The 22,605-nt window shown below is 61.1% G+C and carries 21 protein-coding genes; 18 read left to right on the forward strand and 3 right to left on the reverse strand.

The genetic code is table 11. From position 1 onward, the window contains the following. Positions 1-8 precede the first annotated feature (8 nt). The 6 genes from tauB (at position 9) to K1567_RS14815 (ending at position 5,621) form a co-directional block, all read left to right on the forward strand. Positions 9-788 (forward strand): taurine ABC transporter ATP-binding subunit, encoded by a 780-nt coding sequence (gene tauB, locus K1567_RS14790; RefSeq protein ID WP_034095350.1) that lies wholly within the window; start codon positions 9-11, stop codon positions 786-788. Beyond that, positions 785-1,621 (forward strand): taurine ABC transporter permease TauC, encoded by an 837-nt coding sequence (tauC, locus tag K1567_RS14795; RefSeq protein ID WP_034095349.1) that lies wholly within the window; start codon positions 785-787, stop codon positions 1,619-1,621. The genes tauB and tauC overlap by 4 nt, the downstream gene beginning before the upstream one ends. A 13-nt stretch (positions 1,622-1,634) precedes the next feature. After that, positions 1,635-2,471: a taurine dioxygenase gene (tauD, locus tag K1567_RS14800; RefSeq protein WP_213548505.1), complete on the forward strand. Its 837-nt coding sequence runs from the start codon at positions 1,635-1,637 to the stop codon at positions 2,469-2,471. Positions 2,472-2,858: 387 nt separating this feature from the next. Beyond that, positions 2,859-3,833 (forward strand): hypothetical protein, encoded by a 975-nt coding sequence (locus tag K1567_RS14805; protein ID WP_220698601.1) that lies wholly within the window; start codon positions 2,859-2,861, stop codon positions 3,831-3,833. Positions 3,834-3,887: 54 nt separating this feature from the next. Continuing rightward, a complete protein-coding gene (locus tag K1567_RS14810) occupies positions 3,888-4,820 on the forward strand; it encodes a hypothetical protein (RefSeq protein WP_220698602.1) in 933 nt (310 codons plus the stop codon). A gap of 57 nt (positions 4,821-4,877) precedes the next feature. Continuing rightward, entirely contained in the window at positions 4,878-5,621 is a 744-nt protein-coding gene (locus tag K1567_RS14815; RefSeq protein ID WP_052229499.1) for a hypothetical protein, read from the forward strand. 62 nt (positions 5,622-5,683) lie between these two features. On the opposite strand, the gene mgrA is transcribed toward K1567_RS14815, so the two are convergent. From mgrA to epsC, 3 genes are all read right to left on the reverse strand, one after another. Beyond that, positions 5,684-6,721 (reverse strand): L-glyceraldehyde 3-phosphate reductase, encoded by a 1,038-nt coding sequence (gene mgrA / locus K1567_RS14820; RefSeq protein ID WP_034111313.1) that lies wholly within the window; start codon positions 6,719-6,721, stop codon positions 5,684-5,686. Between the two features lie 139 nt (positions 6,722-6,860). Further along, on the reverse strand, positions 6,861-8,822 hold the full coding sequence (gene betT, locus K1567_RS14825) for a choline transporter BetT (RefSeq protein WP_167389851.1): 1,962 nt from the start codon (positions 8,820-8,822) through the stop codon (positions 6,861-6,863). Between the two features lie 336 nt (positions 8,823-9,158). Further along, positions 9,159-10,085: a serine O-acetyltransferase EpsC gene (gene epsC, locus K1567_RS14830; RefSeq protein ID WP_034095345.1), complete on the reverse strand. Its 927-nt coding sequence runs from the start codon at positions 10,083-10,085 to the stop codon at positions 9,159-9,161. A 166-nt stretch (positions 10,086-10,251) separates the two neighbouring features. Between epsC and K1567_RS14835 the strand changes: the two genes are divergently transcribed. From K1567_RS14835 to K1567_RS14890, 12 genes are all read left to right on the forward strand, one after another. Continuing rightward, positions 10,252-11,247, forward strand: coding sequence for a D-cysteine desulfhydrase (locus K1567_RS14835; RefSeq protein ID WP_220698603.1), 996 nt, complete (start codon positions 10,252-10,254; stop codon positions 11,245-11,247). A gap of 277 nt (positions 11,248-11,524) precedes the next feature. Beyond that, entirely contained in the window at positions 11,525-12,319 is a 795-nt protein-coding gene (gene tcyJ / locus K1567_RS14840) for a cystine ABC transporter substrate-binding protein (RefSeq protein WP_034095344.1), read from the forward strand. Further along, a complete protein-coding gene (gene tcyL, locus K1567_RS14845; RefSeq protein WP_034111309.1) occupies positions 12,319-12,984 on the forward strand; it encodes a cystine ABC transporter permease in 666 nt (221 codons plus the stop codon). Before tcyJ ends, tcyL begins: the two co-directional genes overlap by 1 nt. Positions 12,985-12,987: 3 nt before the next feature. Continuing rightward, entirely contained in the window at positions 12,988-13,734 is a 747-nt protein-coding gene (gene tcyN, locus K1567_RS14850) for an L-cystine ABC transporter ATP-binding protein TcyN (protein ID WP_034095342.1), read from the forward strand. A gap of 316 nt (positions 13,735-14,050) precedes the next feature. Then, entirely contained in the window at positions 14,051-14,812 is a 762-nt protein-coding gene (locus K1567_RS14855) for a hypothetical protein (protein ID WP_220698604.1), read from the forward strand. A 186-nt stretch (positions 14,813-14,998) separates the two neighbouring features. Then, positions 14,999-16,240 (forward strand): SfnB family sulfur acquisition oxidoreductase, encoded by a 1,242-nt coding sequence (locus K1567_RS14860; protein ID WP_094066127.1) that lies wholly within the window; start codon positions 14,999-15,001, stop codon positions 16,238-16,240. A 24-nt stretch (positions 16,241-16,264) separates the two neighbouring features. Continuing rightward, complete coding sequence (locus K1567_RS14865; RefSeq protein ID WP_167418176.1) at positions 16,265-17,458, forward strand: SfnB family sulfur acquisition oxidoreductase; 1,194 nt, start codon at positions 16,265-16,267, stop codon at positions 17,456-17,458. Then, on the forward strand, positions 17,458-18,810 hold the full coding sequence (locus K1567_RS14870) for an LLM class flavin-dependent oxidoreductase (protein WP_220698605.1): 1,353 nt from the start codon (positions 17,458-17,460) through the stop codon (positions 18,808-18,810). The genes K1567_RS14865 and K1567_RS14870 overlap by 1 nt, the downstream gene beginning before the upstream one ends. A 75-nt stretch (positions 18,811-18,885) precedes the next feature. Continuing rightward, entirely contained in the window at positions 18,886-19,695 is an 810-nt protein-coding gene (locus tag K1567_RS14875) for a MetQ/NlpA family ABC transporter substrate-binding protein (RefSeq protein WP_034095337.1), read from the forward strand. A 2-nt stretch (positions 19,696-19,697) separates the two neighbouring features. After that, positions 19,698-20,813, forward strand: coding sequence for a methionine ABC transporter ATP-binding protein (locus tag K1567_RS14880; RefSeq protein ID WP_047881483.1), 1,116 nt, complete (start codon positions 19,698-19,700; stop codon positions 20,811-20,813). Further along, a complete protein-coding gene (locus tag K1567_RS14885; RefSeq protein ID WP_034111298.1) occupies positions 20,803-21,447 on the forward strand; it encodes a methionine ABC transporter permease in 645 nt (214 codons plus the stop codon). The genes K1567_RS14880 and K1567_RS14885 overlap by 11 nt, the downstream gene beginning before the upstream one ends. 39 nt (positions 21,448-21,486) lie before the next feature. Then, on the forward strand, positions 21,487-22,119 hold the full coding sequence (locus tag K1567_RS14890) for a bifunctional 2-polyprenyl-6-hydroxyphenol methylase/3-demethylubiquinol 3-O-methyltransferase UbiG (protein WP_034095334.1): 633 nt from the start codon (positions 21,487-21,489) through the stop codon (positions 22,117-22,119). Positions 22,120-22,605 lie beyond the last annotated feature (486 nt).

Consider the following 22,605-nt stretch of genomic DNA (forward strand, 5'->3'; position numbering starts at 1 on the left):
TCATCGCGATGGCCTTGCTACAACTGGAGCGCATCAGCGCACAGTACCCAGGCGCCCCGGCACCGGTGCTGGCGGATATCTCACTGGACCTGGGGCCCCAGCAATTGCTGGTGGCTCTCGGCCCGTCCGGCAGTGGCAAGACTTCACTGTTGAACCTGATCGCCGGCTTCGTCGAACCCAGCGCCGGGCGTATCAGCCTCGACGGCGTGCCGGTCAAAGGCCCGAGCGCCGAGCGTGGCGTGGTGTTTCAAGACGATGCGCTGCTGCCCTGGCAGGACGTGCTGGCCAATGTTGGCTTCGGCCTGGAATTGGCCGGCGTGCCTAAAACACAGCGTGAAGCCCGCGCGCGGGAAATGCTGGCACTGGTGGACTTGGCCGGTTTCGACCACCGCCGCATCTGGCAACTGTCCGGTGGCCAGAAGCAACGTGTCGGCCTGGCCCGCGCATTGGCCGCCGACCCGCGCGTATTGCTGATGGATGAGCCGTTCGGCGCCCTGGATGCCTTCACCCGCGAACAGATGCAGGAGCTGCTGCTGCAAGTCTGGCGGCGCACGGCCAAGCCGGTGTTTCTGATCACCCACGACATTGAAGAAGCGGTATTTCTCGCCACCGATCTGATTCTGCTGGCGCCCAACCCTGGCCAGATCGTCGAACGTCTGCGCCTGGATTTCGGCCAACGCTATGCCGCCGGCGAGTCGGCGCGAGCGATCAAGTCCGATCCGCGCTTTATCGAAACCCGCGAACATGTCTTGGGCAAGGTGTTCTCGCAACGGCAGGTATCCCCATGAGCAGCTACGAACTTCCTGTCATCACCACCGAGCCGGCAACACAAACGCCCATTCCGGTCCGCCGCAGCCTGAGCACGCGCTGGATCAGCCTGTTGACCCTCACTACCTTGCTGATCGCTTGGTGGGCCGTGACTGCCACCGGTGTGATCGAGCCGCTGTTTCTGCCGCCGCCGGCCGCTGTGCTGCAAAAAGGCTGGTTGCTGGCGACCAGCGGTTATATGGATTCCACCTTATGGCAGCACCTGGCCGCCAGCCTCAGCCGCATCGGCCTGGGCCTGGGTTTTGCGGTGTTGACCGCCGTGCCGGTGGGGATCGCCATCGGAGCCAACCGCATCGCCCGTGGCATCTTCGACCCGTTGATCGAGTTTTATCGGCCTATTCCACCGCTGGCCTATCTGCCGTTGATCGTGATCTGGTGCGGCATCGGCGAGCTGTCCAAGGTGCTGCTGATCTACCTGGCGATCTTTGCACCCATCGCGATCGCCACCGCCACCGGTGTACGCACCGTCGACCCGGCCAAGCTGCGTGCGGCGCAGTCCCTGGGGGCAACCCGCGCGCAATTGATTCGTCATGTAATTCTGCCAAGCGCCCTGCCCGACATTCTCACCGGTGTGCGCATCGGCCTGGGGGTGGGCTGGTCGACGCTGGTGGCCGCTGAACTGATCGCGGCCACCAGTGGGCTGGGGTTTATGGTGCAGTCGGCGGCGCAGTTTCTGGTGACCGATGTGGTGGTGCTGGGGATTTTGGTCATCGCCCTGATCGCCTTCGCCCTGGAAATGGGCCTGCGTGCCCTGCAGCGTAAATTAGTGCCCTGGCATGGCCAGGCACACTGACTGTGAGAATCCCATGAGCAACGTTACCGTGAGCCCCTTGAGCACCGCCCTGGGCGCCCAGATCAGTGGCGTCGATATCACCCGGCCGCTGTCCCCCGATCAGCGCGACGCCATTGAACAGGCGTTGCTTACCCACTCGGTGCTGTTCTTTCGCGACCAGCCGATCACCCCGCAACAGCAGGCACGATTCGCGGCGAATTTCGGTGACTTGCACATCCATCCGATCTACCCCAACGTGCCGGAACAACCCGAAGTATTGGTGCTCGACACCGCCGTCACCGACGTGCGCGACAATGCGGTGTGGCACACCGACGTGACGTTCCTGCCCACCCCGGCCCTCGGCGCGGTGCTCAGCGCCAAGCTGCTGCCGGCGTACGGCGGCGACACGCTGTGGGCCAGCGGGATCGCGGCGTATGAGGCGCTATCCGCGCCGATGAAACGGCTGCTGGACGGCTTGACCGCCACCCACGACTTCATCAAGTCCTTCCCTCTGGAGCGCTTCGGCAACAGCGCCGAAGACCTGCAGCGCTGGGAAGCTGCCCGCCAAAAGAACCCGCCATTGTCCCATCCGGTGGTACGCACGCACCCGGTGAGTGGGCGCAAATCGCTGTTTGTCAGCGAAGGTTTCACCACCCGGATCAACGAGTTGGAAGCCGCCGAGAGCGAGGTGATTCTGAAGCTGTTGTTTGCCCACGCCACTCGGCCGGAATTTACCCTGCGCTGGCGCTGGCAGGCCCATGACGTGGCGTTCTGGGATAACCGTGTGACCCAGCACTACGCAGTGGATGACTACCGACCGCAACGGCGGGTGATGCACCGCGCGACGATTCTGGGAGATGTGCCGTTCTGATTTCCGGCGCCCCCGTGCAGTCCAGCTCATTACGCGCCGCCTCGCGTCGGCGCGTTTGATGCTCATAGCAAACTTTAAACAGCCAATATCGACCGCATCCGATTTATTAAAATAAAACTCGTCATATGGCCTACTCTCGGCAACCTCGTTACACAATTAATTAACATCCCCGCCTTGCTATCACTTCAGAAAAATCCTCTATAGCTATCGTTATCTCACGTTACCAATTCCGCACTGGCACTCGGAACCCCAGACAGTTACCAACCACAGATCTCACGACACTGTCGCGACGTGAAAACGCTAACGCCTCACTCATCAATACCGCAAAAGCGATATAAAACTTAATCTTATATCGACAAAAATCTTATTTAATTGAGAAACAAATAGATGAACACATCACTAATATCTACTCACCCGTCAATCGCCGCCAATAGACAAAGCGAGAATTATAACAACACGTTACCCACGGCAACTGCGCCTCACAAGCACTCTAATTCAACATCAATAAAACATACACTTGCTCAGACCACCTCAGCATCCGCACCCTCTCATATAAGTGTCGAAAAAAAACTTGCACTGCTTGGCAATGCACTCAATGAAATCATGACATCACTGAATAACCTGCTAAACATACAACCATCGGTAAAAACGTTGGTTGATAACAAGCCTCTCCGGCCAGCCACCGATCTACCCCATACAACATTGGAAACCACCCAGGTAGTTGACGAGGCGACCGCCCCCCAATCACACGAGTTTCTTTCAGCCAAAAAAAGTGGCGAAAAACCGGATGACATCTGGGGCGGGCTGTTTTCTTCACCAGTGCTCACGCTGTATTCGAGCGGCGCCCCGCTCAGTTCCCATGTCGCGGGTATAAAACTGGCCATGCAACGGTTTGGTCAAAGTCCACGGGATATTTTCAGTGAAGTCACCAGACTTGACACGGGCTTCAATATAACGATGCGCGACGGCTTCAAACTTCATATTACGTTTGAAGAACTAAAACTGGCTCAAGAAGGCTGCCAGATGCTCGGTGACGAAGGCATGCTCAAAGATGCAGCCTTTCTTTTCGGCGCCTTGGTAAAACGAAAGCAGATCGAATCATTTAATGCTTCGGCGCCCTCCGACTATGCCATTGCCATGTGGGAAACCAACAAGGGGGAGTCGGCCAAAAACGTGTTGGAGTTATTGGGCATGAAAAACCATATCCAGTCGGCCAAGTCCCATGACATCGCCGCGAATAAAGGTTTAGGCATTGTTGTGAAAAGCCCTGTGGAGTCCCTCGCCATTGTCGATGGGTTGGCAGACTTCAACTGCACACCTTCCGGTGTCCGAAAACATCAACAAGCCTACCTGCTTACTTGACTATTCCTTTGAAACGCCTGGAACAAAAACATCACACCCTTAGGAATTGAGCCGATGAACACGTTCTCCAACTACCGTTCCAACGCCCTGTCCGCCAATGCGTCCCCCTCGCTGGACAACCGCAATGCGCTGCTAAAAAACCACGATTACGAGGCTCCCCAGCAACCCAATGCACACACCCAGCACAGCATCGAGTTGGTCTTAAGTTCGATGTTCACGTTATTGCAAAGCCTTGAAACTGCTCTAAAGAACTTGACCCACCCGCAACAGGCAGCGGTCATCCATCAAGACACGCAGCTTTCCACGCCTGTCTGTCCCGGCGTTGATACAACACGGCAACTCCCGACCCGTCTTAATAGCCTGCTGCAAAAAGAGGTCACGCCAACGAACGACACTGAAAACCCGCAATTCCCGGACCTTTCGTCAAAAACCAACGGCGCAGCGCCCAGCGATATCGAAAAGGGGTTTTATTCCGTGCCCCGCGAGTTTGGTGAAAACCGCTATACGGATCGCTACGCGGCAATGATCAAACTGATGATGATGAGGTTCGGACAGAGCCCCATGGATTGTTTCGAAAAAGTCACCCGAACGGGAGACACCTATGCCGTCGACATGAAAGACGGAGAAAGCGTGAACATCACCCGCGCGGAAATAAAACTTACGGCAGATGCCGCCAAATTCGCCGGCCATGACAACGGAATGATCAAGGACGCCAACTTCATGCTGACCGCTTACGTAAAGCGCGTTCAGAACACCCATGAAGATCCGGTCATTCGCTCCAACTTCGAAGCCGCCTTGCGTAGCGTCATCACTACGCAAGGGTTTGAGAAAAAGATCCTGGAAGACCTTGGCATGGTGCCGTTTATGACTCACGCCAACGCACATGAGATGTCGGAAACCAAGGCACCGTCCTACCTGTATAACCACGGCCTGGTGCTGGATAAAGAGGCGCTGCCGTATGACGGGCACGGCTACATCCTGGTCTGAGCATCCTTGCTCGTTGGCTGTAACACAGGCGGATTTCCAAGCATCAAGGCGCATTGCATGAACTTATCAGCACTCGTGGGCAGCTATGCCCAACCTTATTCCAACCTCGTCCCCCCTGCGATTGAGCACACCGGCACCGCGCGTCCTGGCGCGTATGACAATACGGCGGCACAGGTCAACCGGTTCGACACGGGGTACATGCCCATGTCCAAAACCGCCGCTGGCATCAAGCCCAAGAATATCTGGTCTGCTTTCACGCAAGGCAGGCAGGGGAATTGCGTCACTGTTTCGGCTATAAAAGCGGCGATGATGAAATACGGTCACAGCCCCCATGGCATCTTCAAGTCGGTGACCGAAACACCCACCGGCTTCGATATCGTCATGCGCGACACGTTCAAGCTGAGCCTGACCCATGACGAAATAAAACAGGCGAGGACCGGTTCGGCTTTTCATGGCGATGACCCCGCAGTAATGGCGGATGCGGTGTTTTTATATGCCGCCAGTGCCAAGCGCGCGCAGATGAAAAACCACGAGGGCCGGGCGAAGCGAAGCTTCGAAGCCGCCATGGGCACGCTCAACGACGGTGAAGGAGACCGGGATGGGTTTAAGCGCCTGGGCCTGTTAGGCAAAACCCGCTGGACTCATTTTCGCGAACTGGACAAAGGCAACACCGGCACCGCCTCCCTCAACAACCATTCGGTGGCCGTGGTCGATGGGCACGTGGACCTCTATGGGGAAAAAATACCGTTTTCAATGTCCGAGTTTCGGCATTGGCGCGGGATGTACCTCAAGCTGGTATAGCGCCCGCGCCTGACCGGATGATCAAACGCCCTCTCGCCGTCCAGGCGAGAGGGCGCCGTGCATTACTGCGCCAGTGACGGCTTTTCCCACAAGTTAATCCCACCTTCCTGGGCAAACCGATCGATTTCCGCCAGTTCTTCAGCGCTGAACGACAAGTTGTTCAGCGCGCCGACGTTCTCAACAATCTGCTCTGGCCGGCTCGCACCGATCAGCGCGCTGGTCACCCGAGGGTCGCGAAGGGTCCAGGCCAGAGCCAGTTGCGCCAGGCTCTGGCCGCGACGCTGGGCGATCTCGTTCAGCGCGCGGACGTGGGCGAGGTTGGCTTCAGACAAGTGCCCGGCCTGCAACGAACCACCGCCGGGACGATTGACCCGTGCATCGGCCGGCACGCCATTGAGGTACTTGTCAGTGAGCAAACCCTGGGCCAGCGGTGTGAAGGCGATCACGCCGGTGCCAAGCGCTTCGGTGGTGTCCAGCAGGTCTTTTTCCACCCAGCGGTTGAGCAGGTTGTAGGCCGGTTGGTGGATCAGCAACGGTACTTTCCATTCCTTGAGCAGCGCCGCCATCTCGCGGGTTTTGGCGCCGGAGTAGGACGAAATGCCGATGTACAACGCCTTGCCCTGTTGCACGGCAGTGGCCAGGGCGCTGGCAGTTTCTTCCAGGGGCGTGTCGGGGTCGAAGCGGTGGGAGTAGAAGATGTCCACGTAATCCACGCCCAGGCGTTGCAGGCTCTGGTCCAGGCTGGCCAGCACGTATTTGCGCGAGCCGCCGCCCTGGCCATACGGGCCGGGCCACATGTCCCAGCCGGCCTTGCTGGAAATGATCAGTTCGTCGCGATAGTGCTTGAAGTCTTCGCGCAGCAAACGGCCGAAGTTGATCTCGGCACTGCCGTAGGGTGGGCCGTAGTTATTGGCCAGGTCGAAGTGGTTGATGCCCAGGTCGAACGCAGTGCGTAACAGCGCGCGCTGGGTGGCGATCGGCGTGCTGTCGCCAAAGTTGTGCCACAGCCCCAGGGACAGTGCCGGCAGCACCAGGCCACTGTGGCCTACGCGACGGTACGGGATAGATTCATAGCGGTTTTCGGCAGCAATATAAGTCATCGAATCCTCTCTTGGACATCGGCAAATAAGGCCCGGGAATAAGACTATTCCCAGGCCTTTTAACCAGCTGAATCGCTTAACTTCGCCATTGCTGTTTTACAGCAAAGACCTGCCCGAGAGGAACACGCACGCTTCGTCTCTAGCGCACCAGATGCAGGAACTGCAGGTGACGCTCGTACTGGTCGAGGATGTCGTTGATGATCTGCTCCTTGGTGTAGCCCACCAAGTCGTAATCCTGGCTGCCCTCGCTCAGATGCACTTCCGCCCGGTAATAGCGGCGGTTATTGATAGCTTTCTTGCCCATGCCGCCCAGGGCAAACGACGGCGTGAAGTAGCCGCGCATCTGCACTTGATAGACAAACGGGCGCTCCTCGCCGTGGCCGATTTCCAGGCTGACGCTGTCGTTGGCCGGGTCCGGCTGGGTGACAACGTTCAGGCCCTTCTCGACAAACACCGCGGTCACTTCTTCGATGGCTGGGCGCACGGTCGATTCGAGGAAACGGTACACCTCGTCACGCGATGGAAAGTGCACCGCCTGGCTCAAGCGTTGACGCCAGCCGCCACGGCCCTTGCGTGACGCAGAGATCGGCGCCAGCGAGTGCAACTGGGCGATCTGCTTTTGCGACTCCATGTAGAACGCCTTGTGCAGCCCCCACATCATCAGCAGCAGAATCAGCGAGAACGGCAACGAGGTCAGGACCACCGCCGACTTGAGCGAATCGATACTGCCGGCGAACAGCAACGCGCTGGTCACCAGCGCCGTCATCGCGCCCCAGAACACCCGCAGCCATTTCGGCCCGTCTTCGTCGGCGTTGCCACCCTTGGACGACAGCGTCGACAGCACCACAGTGCCGGAGTCGGCCGACGTCACGAAGAACACAAAGCTGATAAACACCGTGACGGCGATGACGGCCTTGCTCCAAGGATAGGTTTCCAGCAACAGGTAAAGGCTCATCGATGGATTATCGATAGCCGATTGGCCGAGCGCCGCCATGCCGTGGTTGAGCACTTGGTCGATGGCGCTGTTGCCGAAGATCGACATCCACGCCAGGGTGAAGCCGAGCGGGATCAGCAGCACGCCGAATACGAATTCACGGATGGTGCGGCCGCGGGAAATCCGCGCGATAAACAGACCCACGAACGGCGACCATGCGATCCACCAAGCCCAGTAGAACACCGTCCAGCCGCCCAGCCAGTCGCTGGGTTTGTTGTAGGCGTAGACGTCGAAACTCTTGGTCGGCAAGGCGCCGAGGTAGTCGCCGATGTTCTGGATCAGAGTGTTGAGCAAGTGCTGGGTAGGCCCGGCGAACAACACGAACAGCAGCAGCGCGCAGGCCAGCAGCATGTTGATGTCGGACATCACCCGCACGCCCTTGTCCACGCCGGCCACGGCCACCAGGATCGCAGCGCCCATCATCAGGGTGATCAACCCGACCTGGATCCACTGGGTGTGGGCGATGCCGAACAGGTAGTCCAGACCGGAGTTGAGGTGCAGCACGCCGAAGCCCATGTCGGCCCCCAGGCCGAACACCGTGGCGATGATGCCAAAGCCATCCACCGCATAACCGATGGGGCCGTTGATGCGCTTGCCGATCAGCGGGTACAGCGCCGAACGCAACGCCAGCGGCAGGTTATGCCGGTAGGCGAAATAGGCCAGGGCCATGCCGACAAAGGCGAACACACCCCAGCCATGCAGGCCCCAGTGCAGAAACAGCACCTGCATGGCCTGGCGTGCGGCGTCGGCGTTCATCGGCGCGCCTTGGGGCGGTTGCACCAGGTGCGTCAGCGGCTCCGAGACGCAGAAGAAAAACAGCGTGATGCTGATGCCGGCGGCGAACAGCATGCCGGCCCAGGACAAGTAACTGAATTCGGGCTCGTCGTGGTCGGCACCGAGTTTTATCTTGCCGTAGCCCGATAACGCGGTGACCACCACGAAGACCAGATACAGGGTCATCGCCAGCATGTAGTACCAGCCGACCGTATTGGCCGCCCAGTTTTGCGCCGCCAGTAGCCAGGCACCGGCCTGTTGTGGGATGGCGATAACGGTCAAGCCGAACAGCAGAATAACCGTGGCGGCAAAGTAGAAAACGGGCGCATTCATGCGCACCAGGCCGCTGGAAGGGGTAGACGATGCACTCATGAGCGATGCACCCCTGGGATGTGAAATGTGGCTGGGAAAAACAGACTCAGCAAAGGTAAGCCTCCTGTTGTGAGCGGGCAGCGAACCACCGGTTTAACTTGAACGAACGTTCAAGTTAAACATGAATAGGTGGTTTTGGACTAATCGCAGGGCTGAGCGGTATGACGGCTGAGCAAAGGAAATCGTTCAGCGACTGCTCACGGAAATACCGCCCCGGTGTGGAATACAGTCAGTGTATCTGTGGCTGACAGGCCACTTGTGGTGAGCCTCCTCCCACCGGTAACCCGTGCAGGTTCTCTACTTCTGCGCCCCATCATCGTGCTGCAGATTCGCTTGAGTGATATTCGCCCCCGCTGGCACATTGCGGGTCAGCCACACATTGCCGCCGATGGTCGAGCCCTTGCCGATGGTGATGCGCCCCAGAATCGTCGCCCCGGCGTAGATCACCACGTCATCCTCGACGATCGGATGGCGCGGGTGGCCTTTCTGCAGCTGCCCATCTTCATCGGCCGGGAAGCGCTTGGCGCCCAGGGTCACCGCCTGGTAGATGCGCACGCGCTCGCCGATGATCGCGGTCTCGCCGATCACCACGCCCGTACCGTGGTCGATAAAGAAACTCGGGCCGATCTGCGCGCCTGGGTGGATATCGATGCCGGTAGCCGAATGGGCGATTTCCGCGCTGATGCGTGCCAGCAACGGCAAACCGGCGCGGTACAAATGGTGCGCCAGGCGATGGTGAATCACCGCCAGGATCCCCGGGTAGCACAGCAGCACTTCATCCACACTGCGCGCGGCCGGGTCGCCGTGATAGGCAGCCAGCACGTCGGTGTCCAGCAAGCTGCGCAGGGCTGGAAGCGCCAGAGCGAAATCCTGGATCAGGCGAATGGCGTGGGCGTCGATATCACTGTCATCCTCACCGCCCTGGCGCGCGGCGTAGCGCAGCTCCAGGCGTGCCTGGGCGAGCAAAGCATTGAGGGCCACATCTAGGGTGTGGCCGACGTAAAAATCCTCGCTTTCTTCACGCAGGTCCGCCGGGCCCAGGCGCATGGGGAACAGCGCCCCGCACAGCGACTCAAGAATCTGCGCCACGGCCTGGCGCGAGGGCAACTCGCGCCCCCCATGCTCGCCGCTCAGGCGGCCATTGCGGGAGCGCCACTGATCGCGGGCGCCGCGCAGTTGGCTGACGATGGTCTGCAATTGCCAATGGCTGGAACGCTCACTCACGGTTTTCACTCCTGACAAAATGGCCATCACTTTACGGCAAGCGCACCGACCGACATTAAGAACCAATGGTGCGATGCTCATAACCATCGGACATAAGCGATTGACGGTTGCCCGATGAAAAGTGCCTGCCTATAGTCGGCCCATTACTTCGCCACCGTGTTTAACCATGATCAAACAACAGCTCGACCGTTTTGACCGCCTGGAACTGCTGGGCGGTGCCACCGCGCTGGAAAAACTCGAACGGCTATCGGCGTGGCTGGGCCGGGATATCTACGTCAAACGCGACGACACCACCCCGCTGGCCATGGGCGGCAATAAGCTGCGCAAGCTCGAATACCTGGCCGCCGATGCCATCGCCCAAGGCGCCGACACCCTGGTGACCGCCGGCGCGATCCAGTCCAACCATGTGCGCCAGACCGCCGCCCTCACCGCCAAGCTCGGCCTGGGTTGCGTCGCCCTGTTGGAAAATCCTACCGGCACCGACGATCCGAACTACCTGGGCAACGGCAACCGCCTGCTGCTGGAGTTGTTCGACGCCAAGGTGGAATTGGTGGAAAACCTCGATCACGTCGACGAGCAGCTCAACGCCCTCGCCGACCGGCTGCGCAGCAACGGCAAGACGCCGTACCTGGTGCCCATCGGTGGCTCCAATGCGTTGGGCGCCCTGGGCTACGTGCGCGCCGGGCTGGAGCTGGCCGCGCAGATCGAAGACAGCGGCATCGACTTCGCCGCCGTGGTGCTGGCCTCCGGCAGTGCCGGTACGCACAGCGGTCTGGCGCTGGCCTTGAGTGAGGTACTGCCGCAATTGCCCGTCATCGGCGTCACCGTATCGCGCACCGAAGAGGCACAGTTCCCGAAAGTCCAGGGCCTGGCCGAGCGCACCGCCGAGCTGCTGGGCGTGGGCTTGCCCGAGGCGTTCAAGGTGATCCTGTGGGATGAGTACTTTGCGCCGCGCTACGGCGAGCCGAATGCCGGCACATTGGCCGCGATCAAACTATTGGCCAGCCAGGAAGGTCTGTTGCTCGACCCGGTCTACACCGGCAAAGCCATGGCGGGTTTGCTCGACGGTATCGGGCGTCAGCGCTTTGAGGACGGGCCGATTATCTTCCTGCACACCGGCGGCGCGCCGGCGCTGTTTGCCTATGACGCGGTGTTCAACTGAGTTAACCGGTTAAAAGTGGAAGGGGGCTTGCCCCCGATGGCGGCCTATCAGTCAGAGATGCGCTGGCTGGACTATAGCTATCGGGGGCAAGCCCCCTCCCACATTAGAAACAGTTTATATTCTAAAAAAGAATATGATTTTGAATTTATATTATTTTCAAGTCTTAAAAACCGGCTTTATAGTCGCGCCGCAGGCGAAGACGCGCTTCGCGCTTTAAGGCAGGATACGCCTACTGCGTCACCTGCTTCGCTCACCATAAAAAACACAGGGGCTCTTCATGTCTATTTCTGCATTCCGTCGCACGTTACTGGTTGGCACGCTGGGTCTGGCACTCGGTGCCGGTTGGTTGGGTCAGGCTGTGGCCGGCGAACAATTGGCCAATATCAAGAAGGCCGGCGAGATCAAAATCGGCCTGGAAGGTACCTATCCACCCTTCAGCTTCCAAGATGAAAGCGGCAAGCTCAGTGGCTTCGAGGTGGAGCTGTCCGAAGCCCTGGCCAAAGAGCTGGGCGTAAAGGTCAAGCTGCAAGCCACGCCATGGGACGGCATCCTCGCCGCGCTGGAATCCAAACGCCTGGACGCGGTGGTCAACCAGGTCACCATCTCTGAAGAGCGCAAGAAAAAGTACGATTTTTCCAAGCCCTACACCGTTTCCGGGATTCAGGCGCTGGTTCTGAAAAAGAATGTGGACAGCATCAAGACCGCCGATGACCTGGCCGGCAAGAAAGTCGGCGTGGGCCTGGGCACCAACTACGAACAATGGCTCAAGGACAACCAGCCCAAAGCCATCATCAAGACTTATAACGACGACCCGACCAAGTTCCAGGACCTGCGTATCGGCCGCATCGACGCGATCCTGATCGACCGCCTGGCCGCGCTGGAATATGCCAAGAAGGCTAAGGACACCGCCGCTGCCGGCGAAGCATTCTCGCGCCAGGAATCGGGTATTGCCTTGCGCAAGGGCGAGCCTGAACTGCTGGACGCTGTGAACAAGGCCCTCGACAAACTGCGCGCCGACGGCACCTTGAAGAAGCTGTCCGAGAAGTACTTCAACGCTGACGTCACTCAATAATGGAAGCAAGCTTCCAACTCGCACTGGATTCCGCGCCCTTTCTGCTCAAGGGCGCGTACTACACGGTGATCCTCAGCCTGGGCGGCATGTTCTTCGGTTTGCTGCTGGGCTTTGGCCTAGCCTTGATGCGCTTGTCGCGCTTCTTGCCGGTGCGAGGGATTGCTCGGATCTATGTGTCGTTCTTTCGCGGCACGCCGTTGCTGGTGCAGCTGTTTTTGATCTACTACGGCTTGCCACAAGTAGGCATCGAGCTGGACCCGATTCCGGCGGCATTGATCGGCTTCTCGCTGAACATGGCCGCTTACGCCTGTGAAATCCTGCGTGCCGCCATCGGCTCAATCGAGCGCGGCCAGTGGGAAGCAGCGGCCAGTATCGGCATGACCCGCGCGCAGACCCTGCGCCGGGCCATCCTGCCGCAGGCCATGCGCACAGCGCTGCCACCGTTGGGCAACAGTTTTATTTCGCTGGTCAAGGACACGGCGCTGGCCGCCACCATTCAGGTCCCCGAGCTGTTTCGCCAGGCGCAATTGGTGTCGGCGCGCACCTTCGAAATTTTCACCATGTACCTCAGCGCTGCGCTGATCTATTGGATCCTGGCCAGCATCCTGGCGCATTTTCAGAATCGCCTGGAAGACCGGGTCAACCGGCATGACCTGGAGTCTTGAAGCATGATCGTGGTTGAAAAACTGACCAAACAATTCAACGGTCAGGTGGTGCTCGCCGGTATCGACCTGGAGGTCAAGGAAGGCGAAGTCATCGCCATCATCGGCCCCAGCGGTTCCGGCAAAACCACCTTCCTGCGCTGCCTCAACTTTCTCGAAACGCCCACCAGCGGACGCATCAAGGTGGGCGATATCGAGATCGACGGCAGCCGCCCAATCAACCAACAGCAAGGCCTGATACGTCGTCTGCGCCAGCACGTGGGTTTTGTGTTCCAGAGCTTCAACCTGTTCCCGCATCGCACCGCGCTGGAAAACGTCATCGAAGGCCCGACCGTGGTCAAGAAGATGCCACGCGAGGCCGCTGTCGCCCTGGGCCGCAAGCTGCTGGCCCGGGTCGGGTTGGCGGGCAAGGAAGACGCCTACCCACGGCGCCTGTCCGGCGGTCAGCAACAGCGCGTGGCGATTGCCCGTGCGCTGGCCATGGAGCCGGAGGTGATTCTGTTCGACGAACCCACCTCGGCGCTGGACCCGGAGCTGGTCGGCGAAGTACTGGCGACCATCCGCAGCCTGGCCGAAGAGAAGCGCACCATGGTCATCGTCACCCACGAAATGAGCTTTGCCCGGGATGTGGCCAACCGCGTGATCTTCTTCGACAAAGGCGTGATCGTGGAGCAAGGCGAAGCCAAGGCGTTGTTCGCCAACCCCAAGGAAGAACGCACACGGCAGTTCCTGAGCAAGTTTCTCGCTCACTGAGCCTGCCTGTTTGTGGCGAGGGTGCCTGCGCCCTCGCCATACCCCGCGTTCCTACAGCAACGCCCCATCGAGCCGCATAAAACGCCCTGCCTCGCGCCGCCTGAAATCCCCCTCCCAGTCAGACCCTTCTGAATATCCGCAAACCCGCCGTTTAGCCTTTTGCCGCCATTGACGCTCCTTGGCCAACCCTCTTATCTAGGCCTCAGAGGATTGGATCCTATCCCGGCTATTCACTGAATCGTGCCTTTCAGCCCCCCTGCGCACCCGCGCCAAGGGGCCGGAACGATTGCTGCTGGCTGCATCAAGGAGATGACTTATGACGCCCACGCTCACCGCCCCAACGCTGCCCCAGGCCAACCGATATGGCATCAACGCTCGGGCGGCCACCCAGTTGCAGGTTGCCATTGCGCCGTACCTCGGCATGGACGAAGGCGACCTGATCGAATTGTTCTGGAACCGTTGCTTTGCCGCCTCGCGGCGGATCACGGCGTGCAAGGTCGGCACGCCTACGCATCTGCGGGTGCCGGAGAGTTTTGTGCAAGACGGCCTGGCGCAGGTGTATTACCAGGTTATGCAGGTGGGCCACGGCCCGGCGCGCTCGGCCGTGACCCAGGTGCGCGTCAAGACCAACGCCCCAGGCGGCCAGCCCCCGGCGCTGTACAGCGACGAAAACCAGAACCTGGCCCCCGTCGCCCTGCCCGAGACCATTCGCCGCTACGGCGTCAACAGTCGCCAGGTACGCCGTGGTGTGCCGCTGACCATCGAGCCCTACCTGAACATGACCACCGGCGACGCCATCACCCTGCGCTGGGGCGACGTGCGCATGGATCTGCCGAAGATCCAGGCCCGCGGCATCGGCCTGGCCGTGCAGGTTTGGGTGCCGGCGACGGTGATCGCGGAGGCGGGCGACGACTGCCGGCTGGAGGTGACGTACTGCATTCTGGATCGCGTTGGTAACACCTCGCACTGGGCGCCGTCACGCACGGTGCGCATCGCAGCGTCGACGTCGTCACGGCCGTCCCGGGCCGTGACGCCCTATCGCCCCAAACCGCTCGGCTCCCCGTGCGAACCGGGCTGATCGCCTTCTATGCATATTCCTAAAAGTTAGTTTATTTAAATATTTAACAAGCTTAGGGTATATGCACCGGACCACCGGACATCTCTGAATTTTTGTTTTTAATTTCATTGAATGCGAGGTCGGTATGGTCAGAATTACCCCGGTGCGCAACGCCAGGGCATTGCGTGCAGCCAAGGAGCGGCGCTGATGTCTAACTTGGCTCTTACACCCCCAGTCACTCAGCTGGACGTCGCGCCTTTGCTGTTGCCGGCCGTGGTGCTGCGCAACGACGCAGAGGCGCTCGACGCCGCCCATGAGCTGGCCCAGGCCGCGCGCCTGCAAGCCGCCACACGCGACCAGCAACGCAAACTGCCTTGGGCGCAAATCGAACAGTTCACCCGCAGTGGGCTGGGCAGCATTTCTATTCCCCGCGAGTACGGCGGCCCGCAGGTGTCCTTCGCCACCCTGGCCGAGGTGTTCGCGATCATCAGCGCGGCCGACCCCGCGTTGGGGCAGATCCCGCAGAACCACTTCGGCATCCTGCATCTGTTGCAGGGCACTGCCACCGAGCGCCAGAAAGAGCAGCTGTTCCAGAGCGTGCTCGACGGTTGGCGCATCGGCAACGGCGGCCCTGAACGCGGGACTAAAAACACCCTGGAACTCAAGGCGCGCCTCACCGCCCAAGGCGACGGTTATGTAGTCAGCGGCCAGAAGTTCTACTCCACCGGCGCACTGTTTGCCCATTGGGTTGCGATCAAGGCGCTCAACGACGACGGCAAACAAGTCATGGCCTTCGTGCGCCGTGGCACCCAAGGGCTGCGCATCGTGGATGACTGGTCCGGGTTCGGCCAACGCACCACCGCCAGCGGCACCGTGTTGCTCGATCGCGTCCCGGTGGACGCCGACCTGGTGGTGGACAACTGGCGCCTCGGCCAAAGCCCGAACATCCAGGGCGCGGTCTCGCAATTGATCCAGGCCGCCATCGACGCCGGCATTGCCCGCGGTGCGCTGCAAGACACCATCGCCTTCGTGCGTGAGCGCTCGCGCCCATGGATCGACGCCAAGGTCGAACGCGCCAGTGATGACCCGTACGTGATCGCCGATATCGGCAAGCTGACCATCGAACTGCACGCTGCCGAAGCCCTGCTGCGCAAGGCCGGCCAGGTACTCGACCAGGTCAGCGCCGCGCCGATCACTGCGCAGTCGGCGGCGCGCGCGTCGATTGCCGTGGCCGAGGCCAAGGTGCTGACCACCGAAGTGTCGCTGCTGGTCAGCGAAAAGCTCTTCGAACTGGCCGGCAGCCGCGCCACCCTCGCCGAATTCAACCTCGACCGCCACTGGCGCAACGCCCGCGTGCACACCCTGCACGACCCGGTGCGCTGGAAGTATCACGCGGTGGGCGCGTATCGCCTCAACGGCACCTTGCCCGCCCGACACTCCTGGATTTAACCGAGCGGACGTCTGGAGACCTCTATGCCTTTCTCGACCAACGTCGCGGTGATCACCAGCGACGAACATGCCCTTGTGGTGGCCAGCGACCTGGCCGAAGACTTTCGTCGCGACAGCGCCCAGCGCGACCGCGAGCGCCGCCTGCCGTGGCCTGAGCTGGATGCGTTCTCGCGCTCCGGGCTGTGGGGTATCAGCGTGCCCAAAGCCTTCGGCGGTGCCGGCGTGTCCAACGTGACCCTGGCCAAGGTCATCGCGCTGATCGCCCAGGCCGATGCCTCCCTGGGCCAGATCCCGCAGAACCATTTCTATGCCCTGGAGGTGCTGCGCGTAAATGGCAGCGCCGCCCAGCAGCAGCGCCTGTACGCCGAGGTACTCGCCGGCCAGCGTTTTGGCAATGCACTGGCGGAGCTGGGCACTAAAACCGCCCACGACCGCGTGACGGCCCTGACCCGCGACGGCGATGGTTTTCGCATCAACGGGCGCAAGTTCTACGCCACCGGCGCGCTCTACGCCCAACGCATTCCCACCTCGGTGGTGGACGAACACGGCGTGCAGCAACTGGCCTTTGTGCCCCGCGACAGCCAGGGCCTGAACGTAATCGACGACTGGAGCGGCTTCGGCCAGCGCACCACCGGCAGTGGTTCGGTGGTGTTCGATAATGTGTGGGTCGCGGCGCAGGACGTGGTGCCGTTCCAGAGCGCCTTCGAGCGCCCGACCACCGTGGGCCCGCTGGCGCAGATCCTCCATGCCGCGATCGACACCGGCATCGCTCGCGCCGCCTTTGAAGACGCGCTGCACTTTGTGCGCACCAAAACCCGGCCGTGGATCGACGCCACCAGCGACAAAGCCAGCGAAGACCCGCTGACCCTGAAAAGCTTCGGCCACCTGAGCGTGCGTCTGCATGCCACCGAAGCCTTGTTGGAGCGCGCCGGCGAATACCTCGACCGCGCCCAGGCCGACAGCAGCGCCGAACACGTCGCGGCCGCCTCGATTGCGGTGGCCGAAGCGCGCGCCTTGAGCACCGAGATTTCCCTGGCCGCCGGCAGCACTTTGTTCGAGCTGGCCGGCAGCCAGGCGACCCTGGCTGAACACGGCCTGGATCGGCACTGGCGCAACGCACGCGTACACACCCTGCACGACCCGGTGCGCTGGAAGTATCACGCGGTGGGCAATTACTACCTCAACGACGCCAACCCGCCATTGCGGGGGACGATCTGATGAGCAAAAAGAAAATCCTGCTCAATGCCTTCAACATGAACTGCATCGGGCACATCAACCACGGCCTGTGGACCCATCCTCGGGACACCTCGACCCAGTACAAAACCCTGGCCTACTGGACCGATCTCGCGCAGACCCTGGAGCGCGGATTGTTCGATGGTTTGTTCATCGCCGATATCGTCGGCGTGTATGACGTTTACCAGCAATCGGTCGAGGTGCCGCTCAAGGAGTCGATTCAACTGCCGGTCAACGACCCGTTGCTGCTGGTCTCGGCCATGGCTGCGGTCACCCGCCATCTGGGGTTTGGCCTGACCGCTAACCTCACCTACGAGCCGCCGTATCTGTTCGCCCGGCGCATGTCCACCCTCGATCACCTGAGCGAAGGCCGAGTGGGCTGGAACATCGTCACCGGCTACCTGGACAGCGCCGCCAAGGCCATGGGCCTCACCGAGCAAGTCGAGCATGACCGCCGCTACGACCAGGCCGATGAGTACCTGCAGGTGCTCTACAAACTGTGGGAGGGCAGTTGGGAAGACGACGCGGTACTCAACGACCCGCAGCAACGGGTCTACGCGCAACCGGGCAAGGTGCATAAGGTCGAGCATCGCGGCGAGTTCTATCAGGTGGAGGGTTATCACCTGTGCGAGCCCTCGCCGCAACGCACACCGGTGTTGTTTCAGGCCGGCAGTTCCGAGCGCGGCTTGGCCTTCGCCGGGCAACACGCCGAGTGCGTGTTTATCAGCGGGCAGAACAAAGCCGCGACCAAGGTGCAGGTGGACAAAGTGCGCGCCAGCGCGCTCAAAGCCGGGCGCAACCCCGAGGACATCAAGGTGTTCATGGGCATCAATGTGATCGTCGGCGCCACCGAAGCCCTGGCCTGGGAGAAACACGCCGAGTACCTGAGCTACGCCAGCGCGGAAGCGGGTGTGGCGCACTTTTCGGCGTCCACCGGCATCGACTTTTCCCAGTACGAACTGGACGAACCGATCCAATACGTGAAGAGCAACGCCATTCAATCGGCCACCAAGACCCTGCAAAACAACGATTGGACCCGCCGCAAATTGCTGGACCAGCACGCCCTGGGCGGGCGCTACATCACCCTGGTGGGCTCGCCTCAACAGGTGGCCGATGAGCTGGAGTCGTGGATCAGCGAAACCGGGCTGGATGGCTTCAACCTCACGCGCATCGTGACCCCGGAAAGCTACGTGGACTTCATCGACCTGGTGGTGCCGGAGTTGCAGCGGCGCGGGTCGTACAAGACTGAATATGAGCAAGGCACCCTGCGTGAAAAAGTCTTTCACGCCAGCGCCCGCCTACCCGACCAACACACCGGCTCTACGTACCGCCACTGATCAAAAGATCTGGGAGGGCCCCTCCCACCGTACAACTGCCTTGTTTGCCCTGATCCCTGATGACTGGAAACCACTATGAAAAAGACATTGATCAATAACCCAGTCAAAGCACTGGCCCTGGCCTTCGGGCTGTTCAGCTCGACGGTGTTCGCCGCCGACGCACCGCTGAAAGTCGGCACCACCGCAGCCTTTGCGATTCCGCTGGAGGCCGCCGTGGCCGAAGCCGGCAAGCAAGGCTTGAAGGTCGAGCTGGTGGAGTTCACCGACTGGATCGCACCGAATGTCAGCCTGGCGGCGGGCGACATCGATGTGAATTACTTCCAGCACATCCCGTTCCTGGAAAACGCTAAGGCCGCCGCCGGGTTTGACCTAGTGCCGTATGCGCCGGGCATCATCAACAACGTCGGGTTGTATTCGAAAAAATATAAAAGCTTCGCCGACCTGCCCCAAGGCGCCAGCGTGGCGATTGCCAACGACCCGATCAACAGCGGTCGCGGTCTGCAATTGCTGGCCAAGGCGGGCTTGATCACCCTCAAGCCGGGGGTGGGTTACAAGGCCACCGAAGAAGACATCGTCGCCAACCCGAAACACATCAAGATCCTGCAAGTGGAAGCCGTGCAACTGGTACGCGCCTATGACGACGCGGACCTGGTGCAGGGCTACCCGGCCTATATCCGCTTGTCCAAGACCTTCGATGCCGAGTCGGCGCTGCTGTTCGACGGCCTCGACCATCCCGAATACGTGATCCAGTTTGTGGTTCAGCCCAACAGCAAAACCGACCCACGGGTGATCAAGTTCGTCGACATCTACCAGCACTCGCCGGTGGTGCGCGCCGCGCTGGATAAATCCCTCGGCAAGCTCTACCAAGTCGGTTGGGAGGGCTGAACATGACCGTCGCCCACGCACATTTGCGCGACCTGGGTTTACCGCCCAGGGACGCCGAGCAGACCGAGCTGCATCCGCACCTGAACCGCGCCCATGTGCGCTTTATCAACCTGGGTAAGACCTACGACGGCAGCGTGCATGCGCTGCAAGGCATCGACCTGGCGATCCAGCGTGGTGAAGTGTTCGGCATTATTGGCCGCAGCGGCGCCGGTAAGTCATCGCTGATCCGCACCATCAACCGGCTTGAACAACCCAGCAGCGGGCGCGTGCTGATCGATCAGGTGGACATCGGCGACTTCGACGAAGACCACCTGGTGGCGCTGCGGCGGCGCATCGGCATGATCTTCCAGCACTTCAACCTGATGTCGGCCAAGACCGTATGGCAGAACGTCGAGCTGCCGCTCAAGGTAGCCGGCGTGCCCAAGCTGCAGCGCGAGCAGAAGGTGCGCGAGCTGCTGGAATTGGTGGGGCTCAAGGACAAGCATCAGGCTTACCCGGCGCAGCTCTCCGGCGGGCAGAAACAACGGGTGGGCATCGCCCGCGCGCTGGTGCACGACCCGCAAATCCTGCTGTGCGACGAGGCCACCTCGGCCCTCGACCCGGAAACCACCCAGTCGATCCTTGGCCTGCTGCGCGAGATCAACCGGCGCCTGGGCCTGACTATCGTGCTGATCACCCATGAGATGGCGGTGATCCGCGAAATCTGCGACCGCGTGGTGGTGCTGGAGCATGGGCGCATCGTCGAGCAAGGCCCGGTGTGGCAGGTGTTCGGCGATCCGCAGCATGAGGTCAGCAAAACCCTGCTGGCACCGCTGCAACAAGGTTTGCCGCCGGAGCTGCAAGCGCGCTTGCAGGACCAGCCAGCCTCTGCCGAAGCGGCGGTGGTACTGCGCGTGCAGTTCACCGGCAGCGCCGCCGACGAGCCGGACCTGGCCGCGCTGTTCAGCGCACTGGGCGGGCGCGTGCGTTTGCTGCACGGCGGGGTGGAGCGCATCCAAGGCCACGCCCTGGGGCAATTGCTGCTGGCGGTGAGTGGTTCGGCCCACGGCGCCGACGCCTTGCGCCAACGCGCCGGGCGCTTTGCACAACAGGCGGAGGTGTTGGGTTATGTGGTTTGATCGTTTATTACAGGGCGCCCTCGACACCCTGCTGATGGTCGGCGTGTCATCGTTGATCGCGTTGCTGGTGGGCATCCCGCTGGCGGTGTTCCTGGTCACCAGCGACAAGGGCGGCATCTTCCAGGCGCCGGCGTTGAACCGGGCGCTGGGGGCGTTCGTCAATCTGTTCCGCTCGATTCCGTTTTTGATCCTGATGGTGGCGCTGATCCCGTTCACTCGGCTGATCGTCGGCACCACCTACGGCGTGTGGGCTGCAGTGGTGCCGTTGACCATCGCTGCCACGCCGTTCTTTGCCCGGATCGCCGAGGTGAGCCTGCGCGAAGTCGACCACGGCCTGATCGAAGCCGCCCAGGCCATGGGCTGCCGGCGCTGGCACATCATTTGGCATGTGCTGTTACCCGAAGCGTTGCCGGGGATTGTCGGCGGTTTCACCATCACCCTGGTGACCATGATCAACTCCTCGGCCATGGCCGGCGCAATCGGTGCCGGTGGGTTGGGGGACATTGCGTACCGCTACGGTTACCAGCGTTTCGATACGCAGATCATGCTCACGGTGATCGTGCTGCTGGTGGCGTTGGTGGTGCTGATTCAGGTGAGCGGCGATCGCCTGGCGCGGGTGCTGAACAAACGGTGAGGTATAGTCGGGACCTTTCAGTGCCCGGTATCGCTCGCCATGACGCTCAAACCCGACGACCTCGACCAGATCACCTCCACCACCCTCGGCCACTACAACAAGGTGGCCGAGGACTTTCGCGAAGGCACCCGCGACCACGATGTGAGCCAGAACATCGACGCCTTGCTGCGGCATATCCAGGGTGCGCCGCCGTTTACCGTGTTGGATTTTGGCTGCGGGCCTGGCCGCGATCTACAGACGTTTACGCGCCTGGGCCACATCGCCGTAGGGCTCGACGGCTCCGAGCGTTTCGCGCAGATGGCGCGCGAGGACAGCGGCTGCGAAGTGCTGCAACAAGACTTCCTCAAGCTGCAACTACCCGCCGCGCGCTTCGACGGCATCTTCGCCAATGCGGTGCTGTTTCATATCCCCAAACAGGAATTGCCCCGGGTACTCAAACAGCTGCATGCCGCGCTGAAACCGGGGGGCGTGCTGTTCAGCTCCAACCCGCGCGGCGACAACCAGGAAGGCTGGAACGGGCCGCGCTACGGGTCGTATCACGACCTGGAGGCGTGGCAGACGTTGCTGACCAGTGCAGGGTTCGTGGAGCTGGAGCATTACTACCGCCCTGCCGGATTGCCTCGCGAACAACAGCCGTGGCTGGCCAGCGTCTGGCGCAAACCTCACCAATAGCTTGGCATTACATACCAATGTGGGAGGGGGCTTGCCCCCGATGACAGTGGGTCAGTCAGTACATCTGATACTGATACACCACCGGCGCCTCCCCCATCCGCAGTGACAACCAGGAAGGCTGGAACAGGCCGCGCTACGGGTCGTATCACGACCTGGAGGCGTGGCTGGCGAGCGTCTGGTGTAAACCTCATTAACAACCTGAAAAAATGCGGTTTTTGTGGTGAGCGGGCTTGCCCCGCGCTGGGGCGCGGAGCGGCCCTCTCTACAGACACTGCGGTGTGCCAGGCAAAAGCGGTTGCCAGGTTTTAGGGCCGCTTCGCAGCCCAGCGCAGGGCAAGCCTGCTCACCACAACAAGCCCCTCCCACATTTACTGCACCTGATACACCACCGGCGCCTCCCCCATCCGCAGTGACAACCAGGAAGGCTGGAACAGGCCGCGCTACGAGTCGTATCACGACCTGGAGGCGTGGCTGGCGAGCGTCTGG

Source organism: Pseudomonas sp. S5F11 (assembly GCF_019641515.1).
GTDB classification, from domain to species: Bacteria; Pseudomonadota; Gammaproteobacteria; order Pseudomonadales; family Pseudomonadaceae; genus Aquipseudomonas; species Aquipseudomonas rhodesiae.

What these genes read in the sequence shown, in the direction of transcription:
- tauB (WP_034095350.1), top strand. Translation starts at nt 9, where the DNA reads ATGGCCTTGCTACAACTGGAGCGCATCAGCGCACAGTACCCAGGCGCC.
- tauC (WP_034095349.1), top strand. Translation starts at nt 785, where the DNA reads ATGAGCAGCTACGAACTTCCTGTCATCACCACCGAGCCGGCAACACAA.
- tauD (WP_213548505.1), top strand. Translation starts at nt 1,635, where the DNA reads ATGAGCAACGTTACCGTGAGCCCCTTGAGCACCGCCCTGGGCGCCCAG.
- K1567_RS14805 (WP_220698601.1), top strand. Translation starts at nt 2,859, where the DNA reads ATGAACACATCACTAATATCTACTCACCCGTCAATCGCCGCCAATAGA.
- K1567_RS14810 (WP_220698602.1), top strand. Translation starts at nt 3,888, where the DNA reads ATGAACACGTTCTCCAACTACCGTTCCAACGCCCTGTCCGCCAATGCG.
- K1567_RS14815 (WP_052229499.1), top strand. Translation starts at nt 4,878, where the DNA reads ATGAACTTATCAGCACTCGTGGGCAGCTATGCCCAACCTTATTCCAAC.
- mgrA (WP_034111313.1), bottom strand. Translation starts at nt 6,721, where the DNA reads ATGACTTATATTGCTGCCGAAAACCGCTATGAATCTATCCCGTACCGT.
- betT (WP_167389851.1), bottom strand. Translation starts at nt 8,822, where the DNA reads ATGAATGCGCCCGTTTTCTACTTTGCCGCCACGGTTATTCTGCTGTTC.
- K1567_RS14835 (WP_220698603.1), top strand. Translation starts at nt 10,252, where the DNA reads ATGATCAAACAACAGCTCGACCGTTTTGACCGCCTGGAACTGCTGGGC.
- tcyJ (WP_034095344.1), top strand. Translation starts at nt 11,525, where the DNA reads ATGTCTATTTCTGCATTCCGTCGCACGTTACTGGTTGGCACGCTGGGT.
- tcyL (WP_034111309.1), top strand. Translation starts at nt 12,319, where the DNA reads ATGGAAGCAAGCTTCCAACTCGCACTGGATTCCGCGCCCTTTCTGCTC.
- tcyN (WP_034095342.1), top strand. Translation starts at nt 12,988, where the DNA reads ATGATCGTGGTTGAAAAACTGACCAAACAATTCAACGGTCAGGTGGTG.
- K1567_RS14855 (WP_220698604.1), top strand. Translation starts at nt 14,051, where the DNA reads ATGACGCCCACGCTCACCGCCCCAACGCTGCCCCAGGCCAACCGATAT.
- K1567_RS14860 (WP_094066127.1), top strand. Translation starts at nt 14,999, where the DNA reads ATGTCTAACTTGGCTCTTACACCCCCAGTCACTCAGCTGGACGTCGCG.
- K1567_RS14865 (WP_167418176.1), top strand. Translation starts at nt 16,265, where the DNA reads ATGCCTTTCTCGACCAACGTCGCGGTGATCACCAGCGACGAACATGCC.
- K1567_RS14870 (WP_220698605.1), top strand. Translation starts at nt 17,458, where the DNA reads ATGAGCAAAAAGAAAATCCTGCTCAATGCCTTCAACATGAACTGCATC.
- K1567_RS14875 (WP_034095337.1), top strand. Translation starts at nt 18,886, where the DNA reads ATGAAAAAGACATTGATCAATAACCCAGTCAAAGCACTGGCCCTGGCC.
- K1567_RS14880 (WP_047881483.1), top strand. Translation starts at nt 19,698, where the DNA reads ATGACCGTCGCCCACGCACATTTGCGCGACCTGGGTTTACCGCCCAGG.
- K1567_RS14885 (WP_034111298.1), top strand. Translation starts at nt 20,803, where the DNA reads ATGTGGTTTGATCGTTTATTACAGGGCGCCCTCGACACCCTGCTGATG.
- K1567_RS14890 (WP_034095334.1), top strand. Translation starts at nt 21,487, where the DNA reads ATGACGCTCAAACCCGACGACCTCGACCAGATCACCTCCACCACCCTC.